At 34.0% G+C, this 20,764-nt stretch carries 19 protein-coding genes; 7 read left to right on the forward strand and 12 right to left on the reverse strand.

The window, feature by feature from the left end:
- Positions 1 to 45: 45 nt before the first annotated feature.
- From serS to rpmH, 12 genes are all read right to left on the reverse strand, one after another.
- A complete protein-coding gene (gene serS / locus G602_RS0105600) occupies positions 46 to 1,332 on the reverse strand; it encodes a serine--tRNA ligase (protein ID WP_026658082.1) in 1,287 nt (428 codons plus the stop codon).
- 48 nt (positions 1,333 to 1,380) lie between these two features.
- Positions 1,381 to 1,893 (reverse strand): DUF4446 family protein, encoded by a 513-nt coding sequence (locus tag G602_RS0105605; protein WP_026658084.1) that lies wholly within the window; start codon positions 1,891 to 1,893, stop codon positions 1,381 to 1,383.
- Between the two features lie 24 nt (positions 1,894 to 1,917).
- A complete protein-coding gene (locus G602_RS0105610) occupies positions 1,918 to 2,808 on the reverse strand; it encodes a ParB/RepB/Spo0J family partition protein (RefSeq protein WP_026658085.1) in 891 nt (296 codons plus the stop codon).
- A gap of 22 nt (positions 2,809 to 2,830) precedes the next feature.
- Positions 2,831 to 3,595 carry a ParA family protein gene (locus tag G602_RS0105615; RefSeq protein ID WP_026658086.1) on the reverse strand — a complete coding sequence of 255 codons (765 nt, stop codon included), beginning with the start codon at positions 3,593 to 3,595 and terminating at the stop codon, positions 2,831 to 2,833.
- Between the two features lie 231 nt (positions 3,596 to 3,826).
- Positions 3,827 to 4,564, reverse strand: a complete 738-nt coding sequence (gene rsmG, locus G602_RS0105620) for a 16S rRNA (guanine(527)-N(7))-methyltransferase RsmG (RefSeq protein WP_044931187.1) — start codon at positions 4,562 to 4,564, stop codon at positions 3,827 to 3,829.
- Between the two features lie 166 nt (positions 4,565 to 4,730).
- Positions 4,731 to 6,659: a tRNA uridine-5-carboxymethylaminomethyl(34) synthesis enzyme MnmG gene (mnmG, locus tag G602_RS0105625; RefSeq protein ID WP_196808598.1), complete on the reverse strand. Its 1,929-nt coding sequence runs from the start codon at positions 6,657 to 6,659 to the stop codon at positions 4,731 to 4,733.
- Positions 6,660 to 6,690: 31 nt separating this feature from the next.
- Positions 6,691 to 8,088: a tRNA uridine-5-carboxymethylaminomethyl(34) synthesis GTPase MnmE gene (gene mnmE, locus G602_RS0105630; RefSeq protein ID WP_044931189.1), complete on the reverse strand. Its 1,398-nt coding sequence runs from the start codon at positions 8,086 to 8,088 to the stop codon at positions 6,691 to 6,693.
- Between the two features lie 85 nt (positions 8,089 to 8,173).
- A complete protein-coding gene (gene jag / locus G602_RS0105635; RefSeq protein ID WP_026658094.1) occupies positions 8,174 to 8,989 on the reverse strand; it encodes an RNA-binding cell elongation regulator Jag/EloR in 816 nt (271 codons plus the stop codon).
- A gap of 15 nt (positions 8,990 to 9,004) precedes the next feature.
- Positions 9,005 to 10,297: a YidC/Oxa1 family membrane protein insertase gene (locus G602_RS0105640; RefSeq protein ID WP_026658097.1), complete on the reverse strand. Its 1,293-nt coding sequence runs from the start codon at positions 10,295 to 10,297 to the stop codon at positions 9,005 to 9,007.
- 17 nt (positions 10,298 to 10,314) lie between these two features.
- Positions 10,315 to 10,524 (reverse strand): membrane protein insertion efficiency factor YidD, encoded by a 210-nt coding sequence (gene yidD, locus G602_RS0105645; RefSeq protein ID WP_026658098.1) that lies wholly within the window; start codon positions 10,522 to 10,524, stop codon positions 10,315 to 10,317.
- Positions 10,496 to 10,873 (reverse strand): ribonuclease P protein component, encoded by a 378-nt coding sequence (rnpA, locus tag G602_RS0105650; RefSeq protein ID WP_026658099.1) that lies wholly within the window; start codon positions 10,871 to 10,873, stop codon positions 10,496 to 10,498. Before rnpA ends, yidD begins: the two co-directional genes overlap by 29 nt.
- A gap of 84 nt (positions 10,874 to 10,957) precedes the next feature.
- Positions 10,958 to 11,092 (reverse strand): 50S ribosomal protein L34, encoded by a 135-nt coding sequence (gene rpmH, locus G602_RS0105655; RefSeq protein WP_022761795.1) that lies wholly within the window; start codon positions 11,090 to 11,092, stop codon positions 10,958 to 10,960.
- Between the two features lie 486 nt (positions 11,093 to 11,578).
- Between rpmH and dnaA the strand changes: the two genes are divergently transcribed.
- The 7 genes from dnaA to G602_RS0105690 all read left to right on the forward strand — a co-directional run bounded on the left by dnaA (position 11,579) and on the right by G602_RS0105690 (position 20,755).
- Positions 11,579 to 12,970, forward strand: coding sequence for a chromosomal replication initiator protein DnaA (gene dnaA / locus G602_RS0105660; protein ID WP_026658101.1), 1,392 nt, complete (start codon positions 11,579 to 11,581; stop codon positions 12,968 to 12,970).
- 302 nt (positions 12,971 to 13,272) lie between these two features.
- Complete coding sequence (gene dnaN, locus G602_RS0105665; protein WP_026658102.1) at positions 13,273 to 14,382, forward strand: DNA polymerase III subunit beta; 1,110 nt, start codon at positions 13,273 to 13,275, stop codon at positions 14,380 to 14,382.
- A gap of 4 nt (positions 14,383 to 14,386) precedes the next feature.
- The gene (locus tag G602_RS0105670; RefSeq protein WP_026658103.1) at positions 14,387 to 14,608 is read left to right on the forward strand and encodes an RNA-binding S4 domain-containing protein; all 222 of its coding nucleotides are present in this window, start codon (positions 14,387 to 14,389) and stop codon (positions 14,606 to 14,608) included.
- A complete protein-coding gene (recF, locus tag G602_RS0105675; RefSeq protein ID WP_026658104.1) occupies positions 14,605 to 15,705 on the forward strand; it encodes a DNA replication/repair protein RecF in 1,101 nt (366 codons plus the stop codon). The genes G602_RS0105670 and recF overlap by 4 nt, the downstream gene beginning before the upstream one ends.
- Positions 15,706 to 15,715: 10 nt before the next feature.
- Complete coding sequence (gene gyrB / locus G602_RS0105680; protein ID WP_026658105.1) at positions 15,716 to 17,656, forward strand: DNA topoisomerase (ATP-hydrolyzing) subunit B; 1,941 nt, start codon at positions 15,716 to 15,718, stop codon at positions 17,654 to 17,656.
- Positions 17,657 to 17,822: 166 nt separating this feature from the next.
- Positions 17,823 to 20,360, forward strand: a complete 2,538-nt coding sequence (gene gyrA / locus G602_RS25385; protein WP_242835495.1) for a DNA gyrase subunit A — start codon at positions 17,823 to 17,825, stop codon at positions 20,358 to 20,360.
- A 5-nt stretch (positions 20,361 to 20,365) separates the two neighbouring features.
- The gene (locus tag G602_RS0105690; RefSeq protein WP_026658106.1) at positions 20,366 to 20,755 is read left to right on the forward strand and encodes a hypothetical protein; all 390 of its coding nucleotides are present in this window, start codon (positions 20,366 to 20,368) and stop codon (positions 20,753 to 20,755) included.
- Positions 20,756 to 20,764: the final 9 nt, after the last annotated feature.

Here is a 20,764-nt window from a genome sequence, read left to right on the forward strand (position 1 = left end):
ACCTCCTTTCTTTATTTTCATTTTTTGCATTTTATATCTAAAAAATTATTTTACCGGAATCATCTTTTCCTTGTTACCCATGTATGGTCTAAGAGCAACTGGAATATTAACTGATCCGTCTTCGTTAAGATTGTTCTCAAGGAATGCAATAAGCATACGTGGAGGAGCAACTACTGTGTTATTAAGAGTATGAGCAAGATAGTTTCCGTCCTTACCCTTTATTCTGATCTTAAGTCTTCTTGCCTGTGCATCTCCAAGATTTGAGCAGCTTCCTACTTCGAAATATTTTTTCTGTCTGGGTGACCATGCTTCAACATCACATGATTTACATTTAAGATCCGCAAGATCTCCGGAACAGCATTCCAAAGTACGAACAGGAATATCAAGTGATCTGAATAAGTCAACTGTATTCTGCCAAAGCTTATCGTACCACATCTTGGATTCTTCAGGTTTACATACTACTATCATTTCCTGTTTTTCGAACTGGTGTATTCTATAAACGCCACGCTCTTCTATACCATGTGCACCTTTTTCTTTACGGAAGCAAGGTGAATAGCTGGTAAGAGTCTGGGGAAGCTCTTCCTCCTGAATCTGCTGATCCTTGAACTTACCGATCATGGAATGCTCACTGGTACCGATAAGATAAAGATCCTCACCTTCAATCTTATACATCATTGCTTCCATCTCAGGAAAGCTCATAACACCTTCAACAACATTACCATGAATCATGAAAGGAGGAACACAGTATGTAAATCCTCTGTCAATCATGAAATCTCTGGCATATGAAATAACAGCTGAGTGAAGTCTTGCAATATCACCCATAAGATAATAAAAACCATTTCCTGCAACTCTTCTTGCTGCATCAAAATCGATTCCGTTAAATCTTTCCATTATATCTGTGTGATAAGGAATCTCAAATTCAGGAACAAAAGGATCACCGAATTTTTCGATTTCAACATTTTCAGAATCATCTTTTCCAATCGGAACACTATCATCGATAATCTGAGGAATAACCATCATGATTTTCATCACTTTTTCATCAACTACTTTCTGGTTTTCCTCTAACTCAGCAAGTCTTTTTGCATTAGCTGCTACTTCAGCTTTTCTCTCTTCAGCTTCTTCCTTCTTACCCTGTGCCATTAGTGCACCAATTTCTTTTGATATCTTATTTTTGTGAGCACGAAGGTCATCTGCTTCCTGTTGATTTTTTCTTCTCTCGTTATCAAGTTCAATAACTTCATCAACCAGCGGGAGTTTTTCATCCTGAAATTTCTTTTTAATATTTTCTTTAACAACATCAGGATTTTCTCTTAAGAATCTAATATCTATCATTTTCTTTTCCCCTTTATTTCTTATTTCATTTTTTTGAAATATTATTTATTAGTTTTGATAATCCATAGCTTCATTCAATGCCATCTGTTCTTCTTCACCAAGCTCAAGTTTGCACTTTCCGCCTCGAATTTCTTTTGAATAAGAATAACATCCTTCAGTACTATGAACTGAATTTAATAAAAAACCATTATTATCTTCATCAAGAAGAGCAATCGAATAACTCAATTGTCCTCCCATCTGATTAAATGCATCATATTTTATGATACCAATTTTTTGAAAGCAGGAAGCTAATCTGTTATATAAATCGTTTATATCTTTCTGATTTTCTTCTGTTGCTTTTTTTATAATTCGATTATCTTCAAACAGAGCAACTATTTCATCTTCTAAGGAAGCAGCATCTCTTCCCTTCATGAATCTTGATGTCTGTTCAACAATTCTTTTTATTTTGTTATTTTGGATAATTATTAAAATAAATAAAATGATTAAAAGTATTATTAGTCCTATAAATACATAGGCAATATCTATGTTTAATCCAAGTTGATCAAATAAATTACTGTTCATACCTTTTCTCCTAGCGTAATAGTATTACCTATATAATCTCTCTGTTATTTTTTCAAGATCATCTGTACTGTAGAACTCTATTTCAATTTTTCCTACACCATCACCCTTTGTAGATATTGAAACCTTCGTTCCTGTTGCCTGAGTACATTTATCCTCAAGCTCTCTGTATGCAGATTCAACACTTGGATTAATCTCTATTTTCTTTTTTTTCTTTTCAGGTTTATCCAGATTCTTAACTAGCTTTTCCGTATCACGTACACTCATCTTCTGATCAAAAATCTGCTCAGCTATCTGAATTTGTTTTTCTTTATCCTCTATAGATATAAGTGCTCTTGCATGACCTGTAGAAAGTTTTCCATCAATTACCATCTGTCTGACTTCCTCACAAAGTTTAAGAAGTCGAAGAGAATTTGTAATTGCTACTCTACTCTTTGAAACTTTTTCAGCTACAACATCCTGTGTATATCCAAATTCATCAATAAGTTTTTTGAAAGCAAGTGCTTCATCAATAGGATTGAGGTCATCTCTCTGAATGTTATCAATGAGTGCGTACTCAGCAATTTCTTCTTCTGTGAGATTTTTTATTATAACCGGTACTTCTTTAAGTCCGGCCTTCTTAGCTGCACGCCATCTTCTTTCTCCACCTATGATTTCGTAGTGGTCTTTTCTGTCCTGTACAATAAGAGGGTTAATTATTCCATGCTGTTTTATTGAATCAGATAATTCTAATAATTTATCTTCATCAAAAGTTTTTCTTGGCTGATCTCTGTTTGGTTCAACCTTTGTAATATTAACAATTACTACCTGTCCCTCTTCAATTTTTTCTTCTTTACCGGATTTAGCAGATGAAGGTGCAGGAGCTATAAGTGCATCAAGTCCTTTGCCTAATCCTCGTTTAGCATTTTTAGGTGCCATGTTATACCTCTTTCTATATTTATTAGAATTTTCTTCCGATAACTTCATCCGCTAATAATCTGTATGCTTCTGCTCCAGCTGACCTGGTATCATAAAGATTAATAGGAAGTCCATAACTAGGTGCTTCTGCAAGACGAATATTTCTTGGTATTATTGTCTTATAAACATTTTCAGAAATATGGTCTTTAACATTTTCAACTACCTGCATTGAAAGATTTGTTCTTGAATCATACATTGTAAAGATAACACCTTCCATCTCCAATGAATTATTCAATCTTTCTTTTACCAAATTAACTGTATGCACTAATTGACTTAATCCTTCCAATGCATAATACTCACATTGAATAGGAACTAAAACAGTATTCGCTGTAGTCATTGCATTTATAGTCAGCATACTTAATGAAGGAGGACAATCTATTATAATAAAATCATAATTATCTCTGATTGTATCTATTGATTTTTTGAGAATAAATTCCTTCTCTTCCATGTCAATAAGTTCTATTTCAACTGCTGCAAGATTAACGTTTGAAGGAATTATATCTACACCATCAACTACATTCTGATATAACGCATCTGTCACACTACATTCACCAATTAGTAATTCGTATATAGTATTTTCTAACTGATTTTTATTGAGACCAAATCCACTTGTAGTATTACCCTGTGGATCTGTATCAATCACCAGAACTCTTTTTCCTTTTTCAGCTAGTGTCGCAGACAAATTTATAGAAGTTGTAGTTTTACCAACTCCGCCTTTTTGGTTTGCTATTGCTATTGCACGTCCCATTCTTTTCTCTCCCTCTTCCATTTTTAACTTTGTAATTATATCACAATTTTAGTGCTGCGGTTTTACAATTATAGGGTTAATTTTTGTAATTTTTGCTACAATATTTATGATATTAATGTTTCACGATATTATTTTACTATATATTGGGTTCTAATGTTTCACGTGAAACAATTTCTTGTAGAATAAATTTTCCATATATAAATGTTTCACGTGAAACTTTCTGACATATACTTATAATGGTTTTTTCTGGGGAATACCAGATTTTCTTGGATATTTAGATGAGGTGTTCTGTGTTTTTTCTATTATACAAATTGTTCTTTTTATATCACTGTTAGGCAGTTTAAATTCATGTATTGATTTCACTTTACCGCCTAATAAAAAGATAGCATTTTTTGCTTCCTCTACTTCTTCAATTCCTTTGTCACCTTTATATGAAATAAAACATCCATTTTTTTTAACATAAGGAAGATCATACTCACATAATGTAGAAAATCTAGCAACAGCTCTTGATACTGCTATATCAAATTTTTCTCTTAATTCACCTTTTTTATAATCAGCAAAATCTTCTGCTCTACCATGAACAGTTTTTATTGAACCTTGTTCGTTAAGTGATAATTCTTCAATAACAGTATTTAGAAAATTTATTCTCTTCTGTAATGAATCAAGCAATGTGACATTTAAATTTGGAAAAATAATTTTTAATACTATTCCCGGAAATCCTGCTCCTGTACCAATATCAATTAGTGATAAGTCATCAGAATCAAAATTATAAAATTGTGCAGATGATATTGAATCGATAAAATGTAATTTACATACTTCTTCAAATTCTGTTATAGCAGTCAAATTTATTTTATTGTTCCATTCAACTAGAAGTTCATAATATTTATCTAACTGATTCAATTGATTATCAGTTATTTTGATATTTAACTGATCTATATCTCTTATAAAATTAGCAAAATTATTATTCAATATATAACTCCTCTGTAAAGAAACTCTATATTATATTAAAATATCAATATTGAAATAATTTTAGTATATAATTATCTACTACACTTATAAATTACATAAGTAATTAACCGCTTATAAAATAATTATAGTACTATATATAGTGTTTCACGTGAAACATTTAATATAATTAGTGGTTACTATTTCTGTTATAATTTTCTAAATACACGAGTAATACAGAAATATCTGCAGGATTAACTCCACTTATTCGTGAAGCCTGTCCAACATTTATAGGTTTAAACTTTTTAAGATTTGCACGTGCTTCAAGTCTTAAACTTAAAATATCATCATAATTTATCTCAGCAGGTATCTTTTTGTTTTCCATTTTTTTAAACTTATCTACCTGTCTCTGCTGTCTCTCAATATATCCCTCATATTTAATATTTATTTCAACCTGTTCAATAACTTCTTTTGAGAGAGGTTTTCTATCAGTATCTAACTCTGAAATATTTTCATAATTTAGTTCAGGTCTGCAAATAAGTTCAGCAAGAGAAACAGCTGTCTTCAGTCTGGGTGAATTATGATTATCCATAAAATTCTGGACATCTTTTGAAGCACCAACTTTTATATTTTTAAGTCTATTTGTTTCCTCTTCTATTTCTTTTTCTTTTGTTATTAAGTGTTGATACTTATCTTCAGATATTAGTCCAATCTCATATCCTTTTTTTCTAAGTCTTATATCTGCATTATCCTGACGAAGTAATAATCTATATTCAGCTCTTGAAGTCATCATTCTATATGGTTCAAGATTATCTTTTGTAACAATATCATCTACAAGAACTCCAATATATCCTTCAGATCTGTCTATGGATAAATATGGTTTATTAAGAATCTGCATAGATGCATTTATTCCGGCATATAATCCCTGAGCAGCAGCTTCTTCATATCCACTACTTCCATTAAACTGACCGGCACTAAATAATCCTCTTATCTTTTTTATTTCTAAAGTAGGACATAATTGTCCGGAACATAAACAATCATATTCAATGGCATACGCGTTTTTTACAATTACACATTTTTCAAGTCCAGGAACAGATCTGTACATCTGAAGCTGTACATCTTCAGGCATTGAAGAAGACATTCCATCAACATACATTTCATTGGTATGACTTCCTTCGGGTTCTATAAAAACCTGGTGCCTTATCTTATCAGGAAACTTTACAACTTTATCCTCAATAGATGGACAATATCTTGGACCTATTCCTTCTATAATTCCGGCATAAATAGGAGATCTGTCTATATTGTTGCGTATGATTTCATGTGTTTTTTCATTAGTATATGTGAGCCAGCAATTATACTGATCTCTTTGAATATCATCAGGATTAGTATCAAAAGAAAATGGAATTACAGGATAATCACCTGTCTGAATTTCCATCTTAGAATAATCTATGGTATTACCATCCATTCTTGCAGGTGTTCCTGTTTTAAATCTTCTTAGTTCAACTCCTGCCTTTATTAATGAATCAGATAATAAGTTAGATGGCTGCAATCCATTGGGACCGGTATATGAAATAGATTCTCCACAAAGGCATCTGCTCTTTAAATAAGTTCCGGTACATAAAATAACAGTCTTTGTTTCATAAGTAAGACCTGTAACCGTTTTTATTCCTTTTACTCTTTTTTCATAACCATCGCTTATAAGTTCATTGTCATGATTTGTATCTAAATCTTCAAAAATTATCTCGGAAATCTCAGATTGTTTTATAGAAAGATTTTCCTGATTTTCCAAAATATTCCTCATAGATTTAGAATATTCAAGCTTATCAGCCTGTGCCCTTAGTGAATGTATTGCAGGGCCTTTTGATTTGTTAAGCATTTTTGATTGAAGATATGTTTTATCAATATTTTTTCCCATTTCTCCACCAAGAGCATCAATCTCTCTGACAAGATGCCCTTTTGAAGATCCACCAATATGAGGATTACATGGCATAAACGCAATATTATCTGCGCTTAAAGTAAAGACTATGGTTTTTAAACCAAGTCTTGCTGAAGCAAGTCCTGCCTCACATCCTGCATGACCGCCACCTATTACTATTACATCTACACTATCTGCTACCATACTTTGCTCCATAAATCATAAATAATAAAAATTATTTTCCCATACAAAATTTGGAAAAAATTTCTTCCACTAAATCTTCGTCAACTTCCTGTCCGATTATTTCTCCAAGAAAGGCATATGCATTCATTAGATCAATTGAATAAAAATCTTCGGACATCATAGCATTTATACTTGCTTCAACTTTTTTCAAACTATCATAAGCATTTATCAAAGCTTCTTTTTGTCTCAAGTTAGTTACATATACTTCTTCTTTTGGAGTAATACTTCCATTAAAAAACATATAAGTTATTATTCTTTTTAATTCTTCTATTCCTGTTTCCTCAACCATAGATGTCTTAATCACAGGAATTTCAAAACCATATATATTGTGTATATCCTTTTCAAGAATACTAATACTGTCACTCATGTCATTTTTATTGAGTAATACAATTACATGTTTTTTATTTATTATATCTTTTATTCTCTTATCCTCTGAAACTGTTTTATCAGTAGAATCGATTATATATAAAATTAAATCTGCATTCTGCGCATATTTAACTGCTCTTTCAACACCAATCTTCTCAACTTTATCTTCCGTATCTCTGATACCGGCAGTATCCATTACTCTTAAAACAAAATCACCAAGTCTTATTGTTTCTTCAATAATGTCACGTGTTGTCCCTTCTATTTCAGTAACAATTGCCTTTTCTTCACCTGCAAGTTTATTAAGTAAGGAAGATTTTCCTGCATTTGGCTTACCTATAATAACAGTTTTAATACCATCCTTACGTATAATACCTTCTTCAGAAGAATTTATCAGTGAATCTAATTTAGATATCCAGTCGTGATTTTTTTCAGATAACCTCTCATCATATCCTGTCAGATCATAATTTTCAGGATCATCGATAGCTGATTCTATAAAAGCCATCTCATATAATATTTCTTTTCTTAGAGAATCTATTCTTTTAAAGAGTGCTCCATCCAGTTGTAATTCAGAATTTTTCATGGCAAAAGCATTTTGAGCACTTATCAAATCCATAACTGCTTCTGCTCTGGTCAGATCAATTCTACCATTTAGAAATGCTCTTTTTGTGAATTCTCCAGGCTCAGCAAGTCTACATCCGTTAGAAATTAGAAGATTAATTATGGTTTCCATGATAATTCTTCCACCATGTGTATTAATCTCTACAACATCTTCTCTGGTATAAGTTCTCGGAGCTTTCATAACCGATACCATAACTTCGTCGATTTTGTTTTTATTCTCATCAACAATAAAACCATAATTGATGGTATGGGACTGATAATTATTTAAAGAAAAATCACCCTTCGCATCTATATAGAGTTTACTGACAATATCTATTGATTTTTCACCGCTTACTCTTATGATGCCAATACCGGCATCAATCATTGCTGTTGCAATTGCACAAATAGTATCTTCCTTATAAAACATTATCCAATCCTCAATTTTATTTTAATGTAAATTAGAGCTGCCAATTGAAATTTATTTAAAATCAATGGCAGCTCTTAACATTAGCTTATTTTTTAAGAGTTACAACAACTCGGCGGAACGGTTCTTCTCCTTCACTATGAGTTGTAACATATTTATCATACTGAAGTGCTGAATGAATTATTCTTCTCTCATAAGGATTCATAGGTTCCAAAGACATTGACTGTCTGTTTTTTCTAACCTTATAAGCAATATTCTTAGCGAGATTTTCAAGGGTTGCTTTTCTTCTTTCACGATAGTTCTCAGTATCAACCTTTACATGAATATAATCTTCACTTCCTCTGTTAACAACAAGAGAAATAAGATATTGCAGTGAATCAAGTGTCTGTCCTCTCTTTCCAATAAGAACACCCATCTCATCACCGGAAAGTTCAATTTCAAGAATTTTATCTGTTTCATTGTATTTGGCATTAAACTCAACCTTCATGTTCATAGCACCAAATACATTTGATAAGAATTCCTTGGAACGAGTTATAAATTCATGATCATAAACATATGAAATCTTCTTCTCTTCTTTAACTTCCTTATTATCTTCAGAAGATTCCTTCTTTATTTCTTCTTTTTTCTCTTCCTTCTTCTGAGCCTTTTTACTTTCTTTCTTTTCTTCTTTTTCCTTGACCTTTGTATCAACCTGCTCTTCCAATGAAGTTTTCACTTCAGTCTCTGCAGTTGATACTTTTACTCTTGCCCTAATAACAGCAGGCTTAACATTTAAGCCAAGAAATCCTGTGGAACCTGAAGAAATAACTTCATAATCAAGATTGTCACTTGTAACCATAAGCTGAGCACACGCTTCTGTGATGCAATCCTCTACAGTCTTTTTAGAAATTTCTATATATTCCATTTTATTATCCCCTAATTAGTTATTCTTTTGATCAAACTCTTTTACCATATTTGCTCTGGCAAGAAGACTATCTTTTCTTATCTTACCTGATTCGTAAATTTTGTTTGCGTTTTTAATACCCTCTTCCTTCTCCTTCTCAGATCTGGTTGATGTATATGTATTCATTGTTCTTGTATTCATGCTTGCATAACGATTCATCTGAGGTGTTGCCTTCATTTTTTCCATCTTCTCGTTATACTTCTCGATATTCTTTTCAATCTGAGCATCAATATCAATTTTGTCAATGTGCTTGTTTATAACTATCTGCTGAATAGTACGAACAACAGCACCTGCAATCCAATAAATACCAAGACCTGCAGGAAAAGTAAATGTGAAGAAAAGTGACATGAGAGGCATCATCATGTTCATTGTCTTCATAGAGTTAGCCATCTGAGCTGCCTGATCATTAGGATCATTTGAAGTCTGTGCAGGCTGAGGCATAAGTTTAAGACTTATCCACTGAGTCAGACATGAAAGAAGCGGAATAATAAGCGCAACTATAAAAAGAACAAATGACTTATTTTGCCAAGCAGTCTGTACCATATAAGAAGGTGAATCACCCATGTTCAGACCAAGGAAATTATTGTACTTATTAAGAAGTTCATGCGATCTGAATATAGAATCAGAAAGATTTCCAAATTTTTCTGTAAGTGAGTTCCAATCAGCTGAGGAAGCTTTGTAAAGAACATCAATAAATGTATTTTCAACATAAGATACATTACCTGATGTAAAAGCTTCATTACTGAACTGCTTGGAATACTGAGATGCACTTGAAAGAGTCTGTAAAAACTCAGATGCTCCCGCTGTCTCACGAAGTTCTGAAACTAAAGGATAAAATGCATTCTTAACCTGACTAACATAAGCAGGCATTGAATAAATTACTCTGTAAAGAGCAACCATGATAGGAAGCTGAATTATTAACTGAACGCAGCTACCTGTCTGTGATACGCCATATTTGGCATATACAGCTTTAATCTCTTCCTGCTGAGCGAGCATAGACTCGTTGTCTTTTTTTCCTTTGTACTTTTTCTGAATTTCCTGAATCTCAGGATTCATTCTTGCCTGCAGCTTAGAAAACTTCTGCTGCTTATAGGTAAGAGGCATCAGAAAAATGTACATGATAATAGTAAATAAAATAATTGCAAGACCGGTACTGGGAATACCAATCTTATCAAGGACTATGAAAATCCAGTTCATTATATGACCAAGAAGCCATGCAATGGGACCTACAATTTTTCCCTGATATTGTGTCAACGTAACAATATTCAAAACCTATCCTCCAATACTTAAGGTACCGGATCATAACCACCGCTGGAAAATGGATTACATCTTAGTATTCTCCAGGCAGCAAGTATACTTCCTTTTATTGCACCATATTTTTCTATTGCTTCTAATCCGTATTGCGAACAAGTCGGTATATACGGACATTTTGTTCTCTTCATGGGAGAAACATACTTTTGATAAATCTTAATCAGGAATATCAGTATTTTCTTCATCTTTCACCTCATCATTTTTCCTTAGATGAGACTTCCCGGCCAGATATAAAAATGACTTTTCTATATCAAAATATGAAGCATCTTTAGCACGGCTTCTGGCCACGACTACTATATCTAAACCACTATTAAATATATTTTCATGTAGTCGGTAAACTTCTCGAATCAGTCTTGCAAACCTGTGCCTTACAACACTGTTCCCTACTTTTTTACTAGCTGAAATACCAAGTCTGTTTATTGCGGTATTATTTTCTCTGACATATATGACAATATTCTTATCTGCGTATGACTTACCGTTTTTATAAACAATCTTAAAATCAGCTGTTTTTCTTAAGCTTTCTGTTTTTTGCATATTATTATTCTACGAATATGAAAATACGCGAATATGCATCTATGCACATTCGCGTAACAAGACCACAATATGATGTGGTCCTAATTATGCAGATATCTTTTTTCTACCCTTAAGTCTTCTGGCAGCAAGTACCTTTCTGCCTCCCTTAGTTGCCATTCTTGCTCTAAAGCCGTGAACACGAGCTCTCTGAAGCTTATGCGGCTGATAAGTTCTCTTCATAGTCGAAATACACCTCCTTTTTAAATCTATTAAGCAAATAACATAATTGTCTGAATCAGAAAAAATCGTTGTTATTATAATAAAATTCAGCATTTACGTCAAGTTTAAAATTAATTGTGGATAACTATAAAAAATAATTAAAAATTTTCTTAACAATATATGGTGTTATTAATAGTTATCCACATCTAAATGTTGATTTTGTGGATAACTTGTTATTATCTGTAAATTTGATTATTTTATCCACAAAATGTGGATTGAATGTGGAAAACATTTCAGATTATTTTTTATAAAAAATAAGAAATCCAGTATTTATGCGGCTTAGATATGGTGAATATGTTTATCCACTTTTTTCGACTTTTCCACTTCTGATATTTTTTATTATACAAAAATATTTTTTTTAAAAAAGTTATCCACAATTGCCCCATGTTTGATATTTATTTTTCCATACGATAAAATAAGTCTTAAATTCGCAATTGGGAGATTTTTATGGAAAAAGCTACGGAAATAACACAAAAACTAACAGAGAACTTTGAAAAGTTAAAGGAAGAAATACGAGTAGAACTTGGAATGACCACAATATCTTTTGATACCTGGATCAAACCCCTTTCTTTTTATAAATATGAAAATGGTACCGTCATCGTTTTAATTCCTTTCGATGACACCAATGCTCTCAACTATATTGAACGCAAATATCAAAAATTCTTTAAGGTAACTCTCTCTGAGTTTTTAGATGAAAATATAGAGGTCGAATTTTTATTAGAAAAAGATGCTCATATTAATAAAGAAGAAACTCATTCAGATAACTCTGATAAACCTAAATCAAATCAGAATAACTATGAATTTTCAAATCTGAATCCTAAATATATTTTTGATACATATGTTGTAGGTGGAAATAACCGATTCGCATACAATGCTTCACTTGCAGTTGCTGAATCACCCGGTGAAGCATATAATCCCCTCTTCTTATACGGAGGACCGGGACTTGGTAAAACTCACCTTATGCATGCTATCGGTCATTTTATTATTGAAAACAATCCTGGATTTAAGGTTTTGTATGTCACATCTGAACAATTTACTAATGAAGTAATTGAATCAATCAGAAGTGGTAAAGCCGAAGCCATGAGCCGTCTTCGTGATAAATACCGTACTGTAGATGTTCTTATGGTAGATGATGTACAGTTTATTATAGGTAAGGAAAGTACACAGGAAGAATTTTTCCATACCTTCAATGTACTTCACCAGTCTGGAAAACAGATTATTATTTCATCTGATAAACCACCTAAGGAAATGGAAACTCTTGAGGAAAGATTCCGTTCAAGATTCGAGATGGGACTTATTTCAGATATTCAGGCTCCCGATTATGAAACCAGAATGGCTATTCTTAAGAAAAACGCAGAAAGCTATTCAAAACATATTGACGATGAGATATTCGAATATATTGCTACTAATATTAAGTCAAATATCAGAGAACTTGAAGGTGCATATAATAAGATAATTGCTTTCTCACGTTTAAATAAGGTAGAGATTACTCTTGATAATGCAAAAGAAGCTCTTAAGGACATTATTTATCCTGATGTTTCAAAGGTTATTACTATCTCTCTTATTATAAGTACAGTTTGTGAACAGTATGGAGTAAGGCAGGAAGATATTACCTCGAAAAAAAGAAACAAGGAAATAGTTCTTCCAAGACAGATAGTAATGTATCTTGCAAGGGAACTTACTGATCTTCCACTTGAGGAAATCGGTAAAGCTCTTGGTAAAAAGGACCACACAACCGTTATGAGTGGTGTAAACAAAATAAAAGATCTTTTAACTATAGATGATGAGCTTAACAGAAATCTTGATATTATTAATAAGAAGTTAAACCCTTCTGCATGATAAAGTGGATAACTCAGTTTATAAATAGTTTATAAATTGTTTATAAACTGGGGATAAGAGTGGAAAAGTTTTTTATGGCCTTAAATCGCAAAATTTGCCTTGTGGAGAACATTTAGCTTTTTAACATTAAATTTTTATTTATCAACTATTAAAAATTTGTAAATAAGGCAGATAAATTGTATAATAGATAAGGATTTCCACATATCAACACCTATTACTAATTATAATATTATTTATTATTAATTAATTTATACATAGTGTTTTGTGCATAATCACTTTCTTGTTGGAGGAGTTCTTAACTCATGAAGTTTGTTTGTTCTAAATCAAATCTTATTGCCGGATTACAGATTGTTTCCAAAGCTGTTCCTAATAAGACAACTATGTCAATTTTGGAATGCATTCTTATTGATGCAACCGAACAGGTAATTAAATTTATTGCCAACGACATGGAGCTTGGTATTCAGACTGAGGTAGATGGAAATATTCTTGAAAGAGGATATATAGCAATTGATGCCAAAATTTTCTTTGACATTATCAGAAAGCTTCCTGACAGTGATGTAACTATCGAATCTGATCCTAATGGCAAAGTTACTATAAGCTGTGAAAAAGCTAAATTTGGTATTGTAGGAAGAAATGCAGATGATTTTACATATCTTCCCAATATAGAAAGAATAGACGGTATCTCTGTATCTCAGTTTACCTTGAAGAATATTATTCAGCAGACTATTTTCTCTATTGCTGAAAATGACGCCAATAAGATGATGAGTGGCGAGTTATTCGAGATTAATCAGGATACCTTAAAACTGGTATCTCTTGACGGACATCGTATCTCAATACGTAAAGTTAAGCTTCAGAATTCTTATAATTCCAAAAAGGTTGTAGTTCCCGGTAAAACTCTTTCTGACATTAGCAAGATAATTACTGACAGTACAGAGAATAACGTAGAGATTTTCTTTACTGATAAACATATTTTATTTGAATTTGATAAGACTATCGTTGTTTCAAGACTCCTTGAGGGAGAATATTTCAATATTGATCAGATGCTTTCAAGTGATTATGAAACAAAGATGACTATTTCAAGAAAAGAGATGCTTGATTGTATAGACAGAGCTACTCTTCTTGTTAAGGAAGGCGATAAAAAGCCTGTTATCATTTCAATTACAGATGAAAAGATGGAACTTAAGATCAATTCAACTATAGGAAGTATGGATGAAGAAATCGAAATAGAGAAACAGGGTAAGGATCTGATAATCGGATTTAATCCCAAGTTTCTTATAGATGCTCTTCGTGCTATTGATGATGAGAACATAGATATCTATATGGTTAATCCAAAGGCACCATGCTTTATAAGGGATAAGGATTCAAATTATATCTATCTTGTTCTTCCTATAAATTTTTTAACAGTGAGCTAAGATAATGGAAACAATAAAAATAAGTTTAAGAGAAAACGACGAATTCATTAAATTGGGACAGGCCATGAAAAAGGCAGGTCTCGAAGAATCCGGAGTTGACGCCAAAATGGATATTCAGGAAGGTCTCGTTAAGGTAAACGGAGAAGTTGAGACACGAAGAGGAAGAAAGCTTTACAGCGGGGATACTATCGAATACGAAGGCGTTCAGGTACAAATAACAAAATGATAATAAAATCATTAGAACTTGCAGATTTTAGAAATTACGAATATTTAAAAATAGATTTCAGCAGTGGAACCAATATTCTTTATGGTGATAATGCCCAAGGAAAAACAAATATCCTTGAGGCTATATATCTTGCTGCTACAACAAAGTCCCACAAAGGAAGTAAGGACAAAGAAATAATATCCTTTGGAAAAGAAGAGGGACATATCAGATCAATTATCGAGAGAGATGGTGCGGAATATCGCATAGATATGCACCTTAGAAAAAGTAAATCCAAGGGAATTGCAATCGACGGGCAAAAAATAAGAAAAGCATCTGACCTTGTTGGAAGATGCAATGTTGTATTTTTTTCTCCAGAGGATCTAAGCATTATAAAAGATGGTCCGGCAGAGAGACGAAGATTCATGGATATGGAGCTTTGTCAGCTGGATCAAATTTATTTAGAAAATCTGGCAAAATATAATAAGCTGATAACAGAGAGAAATAAGGTATTAAAAGATATGTATGAGCATCCTGAAAACACTGTTCTTTTGGATGTTCAGGATAAACAGCTGTTAGAATATGGATCTGTAATAATCAAGGCCAGAGAAAAGTTCATTAACAGTTTATGTGAAATAATAGATCCGATTCACAATAAGCTGACAGGTGGAAGAGAAAAACTGAAGATTTATTATGAGCCTAATGTAAGTGCTTCCGAATATGAAAATAAATTAAGGCAGGCCAGACAAAAGGATATTTACCTGAAACAGACATCAGTTGGACCTCATAAGGATGATTTTTCTTTTAATGTGACAACTGAAAATGTTCCTGAAGAAATTGATATAAGAAAATTCGGATCACAGGGACAACAAAGAACTGCTTCACTTTCACTCAAGCTATCTGAAATTGAAATAGTAAAAAGAACAAAAAAGGAAAATCCGGTGCTTTTACTTGATGATGTTTTGTCTGAGCTTGACAGCAACAGACAAAATTATCTTTTAAACACTATAGGTGATATACAGACAATTATTACCTGTACCGGACTTGATGAATTTGTAAACAATCGCTTTGAAATAAACAAAGTATTCAGAGTAGTTAACGGAAGTATACCTGAAGAATAAGAGGAAAAGAATGAGTAACGAAGAAAACAATAACTATGGCGCGGATCAAATACAGATTCTTGAAGGACTTGAAGCTGTAAGAAAAAGACCCGGTATGTATATCGGTACAACTGCTGCAAGAGGTCTTCATCATCTGGTTTATGAGATAGTTGATAATTCGGTTGATGAAGCACTCGCCGGATTCTGTGATCACATTGAAGTAAACATTAATGCTGATAATACCATTACTGTTATGGATAACGGACGTGGTATTCCTGTAGACGTTAACCACAAATCAGGTCTTACAGGTGTTGAAGTTGTATTTACCATTCTTCATGCAGGCGGAAAGTTTGGTGGTGGAGGCTATAAGGTATCCGGAGGTCTTCACGGAGTTGGTGCTTCAGTTGTTAATGCCCTTTCTGAATGGCTTGAGGTTCAGGTTGTTCGTGAAGGAAAAATATATCAGCAGAGATATGAAAGAGGTAAGGTTTGTTATCCTCTTAAGGAAGTTGGAACTACAGATGTTGTAACTTCAGGAACAAAAGTATCATTTAAGCCCGATGCTCTAATTTTTAAAGAGACTACTGTTTTTGACTACAATATTTTAAAACAGAGATTAAGAGAAATGGCCTTTCTTACAAAAGGTCTTAAAATCACGCTCAGAGACTACAGAGTTGAAGAAGGTGCTGATATTGTTGAGCAGACATTCTACTATGAAGGCGGAATAAAGGAATTTGTTCAGTATCTTAATAAGAGTAAGACCGTTCTTTATGATCAGATAATGTATTTTGAAGGAAACAAAAACAATGTTCAGGTAGAAGTATCACTTCAGCACAATGATTCCTTCAATGAAAGTACCTATACATTTGTGAATAATATTAATACACCTGAGGGTGGTACTCACCTTGAAGGCTTTAAAGCCGCTCTTACAAAGACTTTTAATGACTATGCAAGAGAAAAGAAGATGCTTAAAGACAATGAGGATAATCTTACAGGTGATGATATCCGTGAGGGACTTACATCAATCATCAGTGTTAAGATAGAGGATCCTCAGTTTGAAGGTCAGACAAAACAGAAGCTTGGTAACAGTGAGGCAAGAGGAGCAGTAAACAGTGTAGTTGCAGAGCAGCTTACATATTTCCTTGAACAGAATCCTCAGGTTGCAAAGGTAATACTTGAAAAGGCAATTCTTGCTCAGCATGCAAGAGATGCAGCAAGAAAAGCGAGAGATCTTACAAGAAGAAAATCTGCTTTGGATGGACTTGGACTACCAGGAAAACTTGCAGATTGTTCTGATAAGGATCCCAAGAACTGTGAAATATTCATAGTTGAGGGAGATTCTGCGGGAGGATCAGCAAAAACTGCAAGATCCCGTGCTACACAGGCTATACTTCCGCTTAGAGGTAAGATACTTAACGTAGAAAAAGCCAGGATAGATAAAATATACGGAAATGCCGAAATCAAGGCAATGATAACAGCTTTTGGTACCGGAATACATGATGATTTTGATATTGAAAAGCTTCGTTACAACAAAATCATTATCATGACTGATGCCGATGTAGACGGTGCACATATCGCTACACTTATGCTTACATTCCTGTATAGATTTATGCCTGAGCTTATTAAAACAGGACATGTATATCTTGCTCAGCCTCCGCTTTATAAACTGGAGAAGAACAAGAAGGTATGGTATGCATACAGTGATGAGGAATTAAATAAGATTCTTAGTGACGTTGGTCGTGATCAGAATAATAAGATTCAGAGATACAAGGGACTTGGAGAGATGGATCCCGAACAGCTCTGGGAAACAACAATGGATCCTGACAGACGAGTTCTTTTAAGAGTAAATATCGATGAAGAAGCAGAATCTGATATTGATGTCACATTTACAACTCTTATGGGAGATAAGGTAGAACCAAGAAGAGAGTTTATTGAGAAGAACGCAAAATTTGTAAAGAATCTGGATATATAATATTTGCCTTTCAATTATTGGAAGGCGTCAGCGAAGCTGACGGATAGGATAAAAAATGGCGGATAACAATAACAACAATAATAACCAGAATGGAGAAGAGTTAGCTGATGATGTATTTGATCAGGTAACTACTGACAGAATAAAGGAAGTAGATCTTCAGAAGACAATGGAAGCTGATTATATAGATTATGCCATGAGTGTAATCGCTTCCCGTGCGCTTCCTGATGTAAGAGACGGACTTAAGCCTGTTCAGAGAAGAATTCTCTATTCCATGATAGAGCTGAATAACGGACCTGATAAGCCGCATCGTAAATGCGCCCGTATCGTAGGTGATACAATGGGTAAATTTCACCCTCATGGTGACAGTTCAATTTACGGAGCTTTGGTTAACATGGCTCAGCCCTGGTCAATGAGATATTGTCTTGTTGACGGACATGGTAACTTCGGATCTGTGGATGGTGACGGCGCAGCTGCCATGCGATACACAGAGGCAAGACTTACCAAGATTTCCATGGAAATGACGGCTGACATTAATAAAGACACCGTTGATTTCACACCTAACTTTGATGAGACAGAGAAAGAGCCTGCTGTACTTCCTGCAAGATTTCCCAATCTTCTTGTGAATGGAACAACAGGTATTGCCGTCGGAATGGCTACAAATATTCCGCCTCACAACCTTCGTGAGGTAATTGCTGCTGTTGTTAAGATGATTGACAATAAGGTCAATGAAGACAGAGAGACAGATATAGAGGAGCTTCTTCCAATAGTAAAGGCTCCCGATTTTCCTACAGGTGGTATCATTCTCGGTACAAGAGGTGCAGAGGAAGCATACAGAACAGGAAGAGGTAAGGTTGTAGTTCGTGCGGTAACAGATATTGAAACTATGCCAAACGGCAAGAGCAGAATTATAGTAACTGAGCTGCCTTACCTTGTTAACAAAGCAAATCTTATTTCAAAGATTGCCGAATATGTAAAGCTTAAGAAACTTGACGGTATTACAGCTCTTAGAGATGAATCAGACCGTGAAGGTATGAGAATTGTTATAGAGCTCAGACATGATGTTAATGCAAATGTGATGCTTAACCGTCTTTTTAAACATACACAGCTCCAGGATTCATTTGGTATTATCATGCTGGCTCTTGTTAATAATGAGCCTAAGATTCTTGGACTTGTTGATATGCTTCATCACTACATTGTCCACCAGGAGGAAGTAGTAACAAGAAGAACTCAGTACGATCTCAACAAAGCTGAAGAGAGAAATCACATTGTTGAGGGATTACTGATAGCTCTTGATAATATTGATGAGGTTATCAGGATAATCCGCGGCAGTTCAACTGTTCAGATAGCAAAAGAACAGTTAATGGAGAGATTCGGATTATCAGATGTTCAGGCACAGGCTATCGTAGACATGCGTCTTCGTACTCTTACCGGTTTGGAAAGAGACAAGCTTGAGCAGGAGCATGCTGAACTCTTAAAGAGAATTGAGGAGTTGAAGCTCATTCTTTCCGACAAGAAAGTACTTCTTGGAGTAATCAGAAAAGAGATCACTGAAATATCAGATAAATATGGCGATGATCGTAAAACTCAGATAGGACATGATGATTCCGATATTAACATTGAGGATATGATTCCAAATGTTAATACAGTTATAGCTATGACAAACGTTGGCTACATCAAGCGTATGTCCATAGAAAATTTCCGCGCACAGAATCGTGGAGGTAAGGGAATAAAGGGAATATCCACAATTGAAAATGACTATGTGGAAGATCTTCTTATGACCACAACACACAACTATATTATGTTCTTTACCAATAAGGGAAGAGCTTACAGACTTAAGGCTTATCAGATTCCCGAGGCATCAAGAACATCCAGGGGAACAGCTGTTGTAAATCTTCTGCAGCTTTCACCTGAAGAAAAAATCACAGCTACTATTCCGATAAAGGAATACTCTGAGGAGAAGAATCTCTTCATGGTTACCAAGAAGGGAACTGTTAAGAAGACTCCTGTAATGGAATTTGCAAATGTAAGAAAGAACGGACTTACAGCAATTAATCTTGATGATGATGACGAGCTTATTGAGGTTAAGACAACAAAGGCAGATTCTGAGATTTTCCTTGTTACCAAGAATGGAATGTGTATCAGATTTAAGGAGACAGATGTAAGACCTACAGGAAGATCATCAATGGGTGTAAGAGGAATTATGCTTGGTGATCAGGATGAAGTTGTAGGAATGCAGCTGAATTCTCAGGGAGATTCGCTCCTTATTGTTTCTGAAAAAGGATTTGGAAAGAGAACAGAATTAAATGAATTCCATATTCAGCTCAGAGGTGGTAAGGGAGTTAAGTGCTATAAGATAACAGAGAAGACCGGAAATGTAATCGGTGTAAAAGCTGTTAAGGATGAGCATGAAATTATGATGATAACCAATAGTGGAATACTTATTCAGCTGAGAATGGAAGAAATAACTATTCATGGCAGAGTAACTTCCGGTGTTAAGATGATAAATCTTGACAAGGGTGTCAGTGTAGTTGCTATCGCAAAGGTACGTGAAAAGATATCAAATGGCGACGAAGAATTTGAAAATATCGAGGATGCTATGGAAGATATTCCTGAGGATGAAGGAATAGAAATAAATGACAACTTTGATGATGATATCGAAGAAGATACCTTTGAGGATACTGAAGAAGATACAGACGAAGAGTAATACTTATGAGAGTTGGGCTTTTAATATCTGAATTTAAGGATAAAAATGTTTGTGATATTTGCCTTGGAGCAGATATTGCTGCCAGGGACTTAGGGATTGAACTGGTTATATTCCCGGGAAAATATATCATCACTGATAAGAATTTCAGTGATGATAATCCCTTTGAATATCAGCATCAGGCAGTTTTTGACTATATCTATGAGGCCGGTTTTGACGGACTTATTGTAGATATAGGACGTATAGGAGATAGTGCGCCCATACTTAAGAAAGAGGCATTTCTTAAACAGTTTGGGAAAAAGCCGCTCCTTACAGTTTCAGAATTAGAAGGATTCGACAAAATAGAATATCCCGAAGATACTCCATTTTTTGAGATAGGATTTCTTGCTATTGAGTAGATAATCGAT

It is taken from the genome of Butyrivibrio sp. AC2005, from assembly GCF_000424145.1.
Taxonomy (GTDB): Bacteria; Bacillota; Clostridia; order Lachnospirales; family Lachnospiraceae; genus Butyrivibrio.

Bases quoted from the DNA above. Each gene is read 5' to 3' on its own strand.
- serS (WP_026658082.1), bottom strand. From the start codon at position 1,332: ATGATAGATATTAGATTCTTAAGAGAAAATCCTGATGTTGTTAAAGAA.
- G602_RS0105605 (WP_026658084.1), bottom strand. From the start codon at position 1,893: ATGAACAGTAATTTATTTGATCAACTTGGATTAAACATAGATATTGCC.
- G602_RS0105610 (WP_026658085.1), bottom strand. From the start codon at position 2,808: ATGGCACCTAAAAATGCTAAACGAGGATTAGGCAAAGGACTTGATGCA.
- G602_RS0105615 (WP_026658086.1), bottom strand. From the start codon at position 3,595: ATGGGACGTGCAATAGCAATAGCAAACCAAAAAGGCGGAGTTGGTAAA.
- mnmG (WP_196808598.1), bottom strand. From the start codon at position 6,659: ATGGTAGCAGATAGTGTAGATGTAATAGTAATAGGTGGCGGTCATGCA.
- mnmE (WP_044931189.1), bottom strand. From the start codon at position 8,088: ATGTTTTATAAGGAAGATACTATTTGTGCAATTGCAACAGCAATGATT.
- jag (WP_026658094.1), bottom strand. From the start codon at position 8,989: ATGGAATATATAGAAATTTCTAAAAAGACTGTAGAGGATTGCATCACA.
- yidD (WP_026658098.1), bottom strand. From the start codon at position 10,524: ATGAAGAAAATACTGATATTCCTGATTAAGATTTATCAAAAGTATGTT.
- rnpA (WP_026658099.1), bottom strand. From the start codon at position 10,873: ATGCAAAAAACAGAAAGCTTAAGAAAAACAGCTGATTTTAAGATTGTT.
- rpmH (WP_022761795.1), bottom strand. From the start codon at position 11,092: ATGAAGAGAACTTATCAGCCGCATAAGCTTCAGAGAGCTCGTGTTCAC.
- dnaA (WP_026658101.1), top strand. From the start codon at position 11,579: ATGGAAAAAGCTACGGAAATAACACAAAAACTAACAGAGAACTTTGAA.
- dnaN (WP_026658102.1), top strand. From the start codon at position 13,273: ATGAAGTTTGTTTGTTCTAAATCAAATCTTATTGCCGGATTACAGATT.
- G602_RS0105670 (WP_026658103.1), top strand. From the start codon at position 14,387: ATGGAAACAATAAAAATAAGTTTAAGAGAAAACGACGAATTCATTAAA.
- recF (WP_026658104.1), top strand. From the start codon at position 14,605: ATGATAATAAAATCATTAGAACTTGCAGATTTTAGAAATTACGAATAT.
- gyrB (WP_026658105.1), top strand. From the start codon at position 15,716: ATGAGTAACGAAGAAAACAATAACTATGGCGCGGATCAAATACAGATT.
- gyrA (WP_242835495.1), top strand. From the start codon at position 17,823: ATGGAAGCTGATTATATAGATTATGCCATGAGTGTAATCGCTTCCCGT.
- G602_RS0105690 (WP_026658106.1), top strand. From the start codon at position 20,366: ATGAGAGTTGGGCTTTTAATATCTGAATTTAAGGATAAAAATGTTTGT.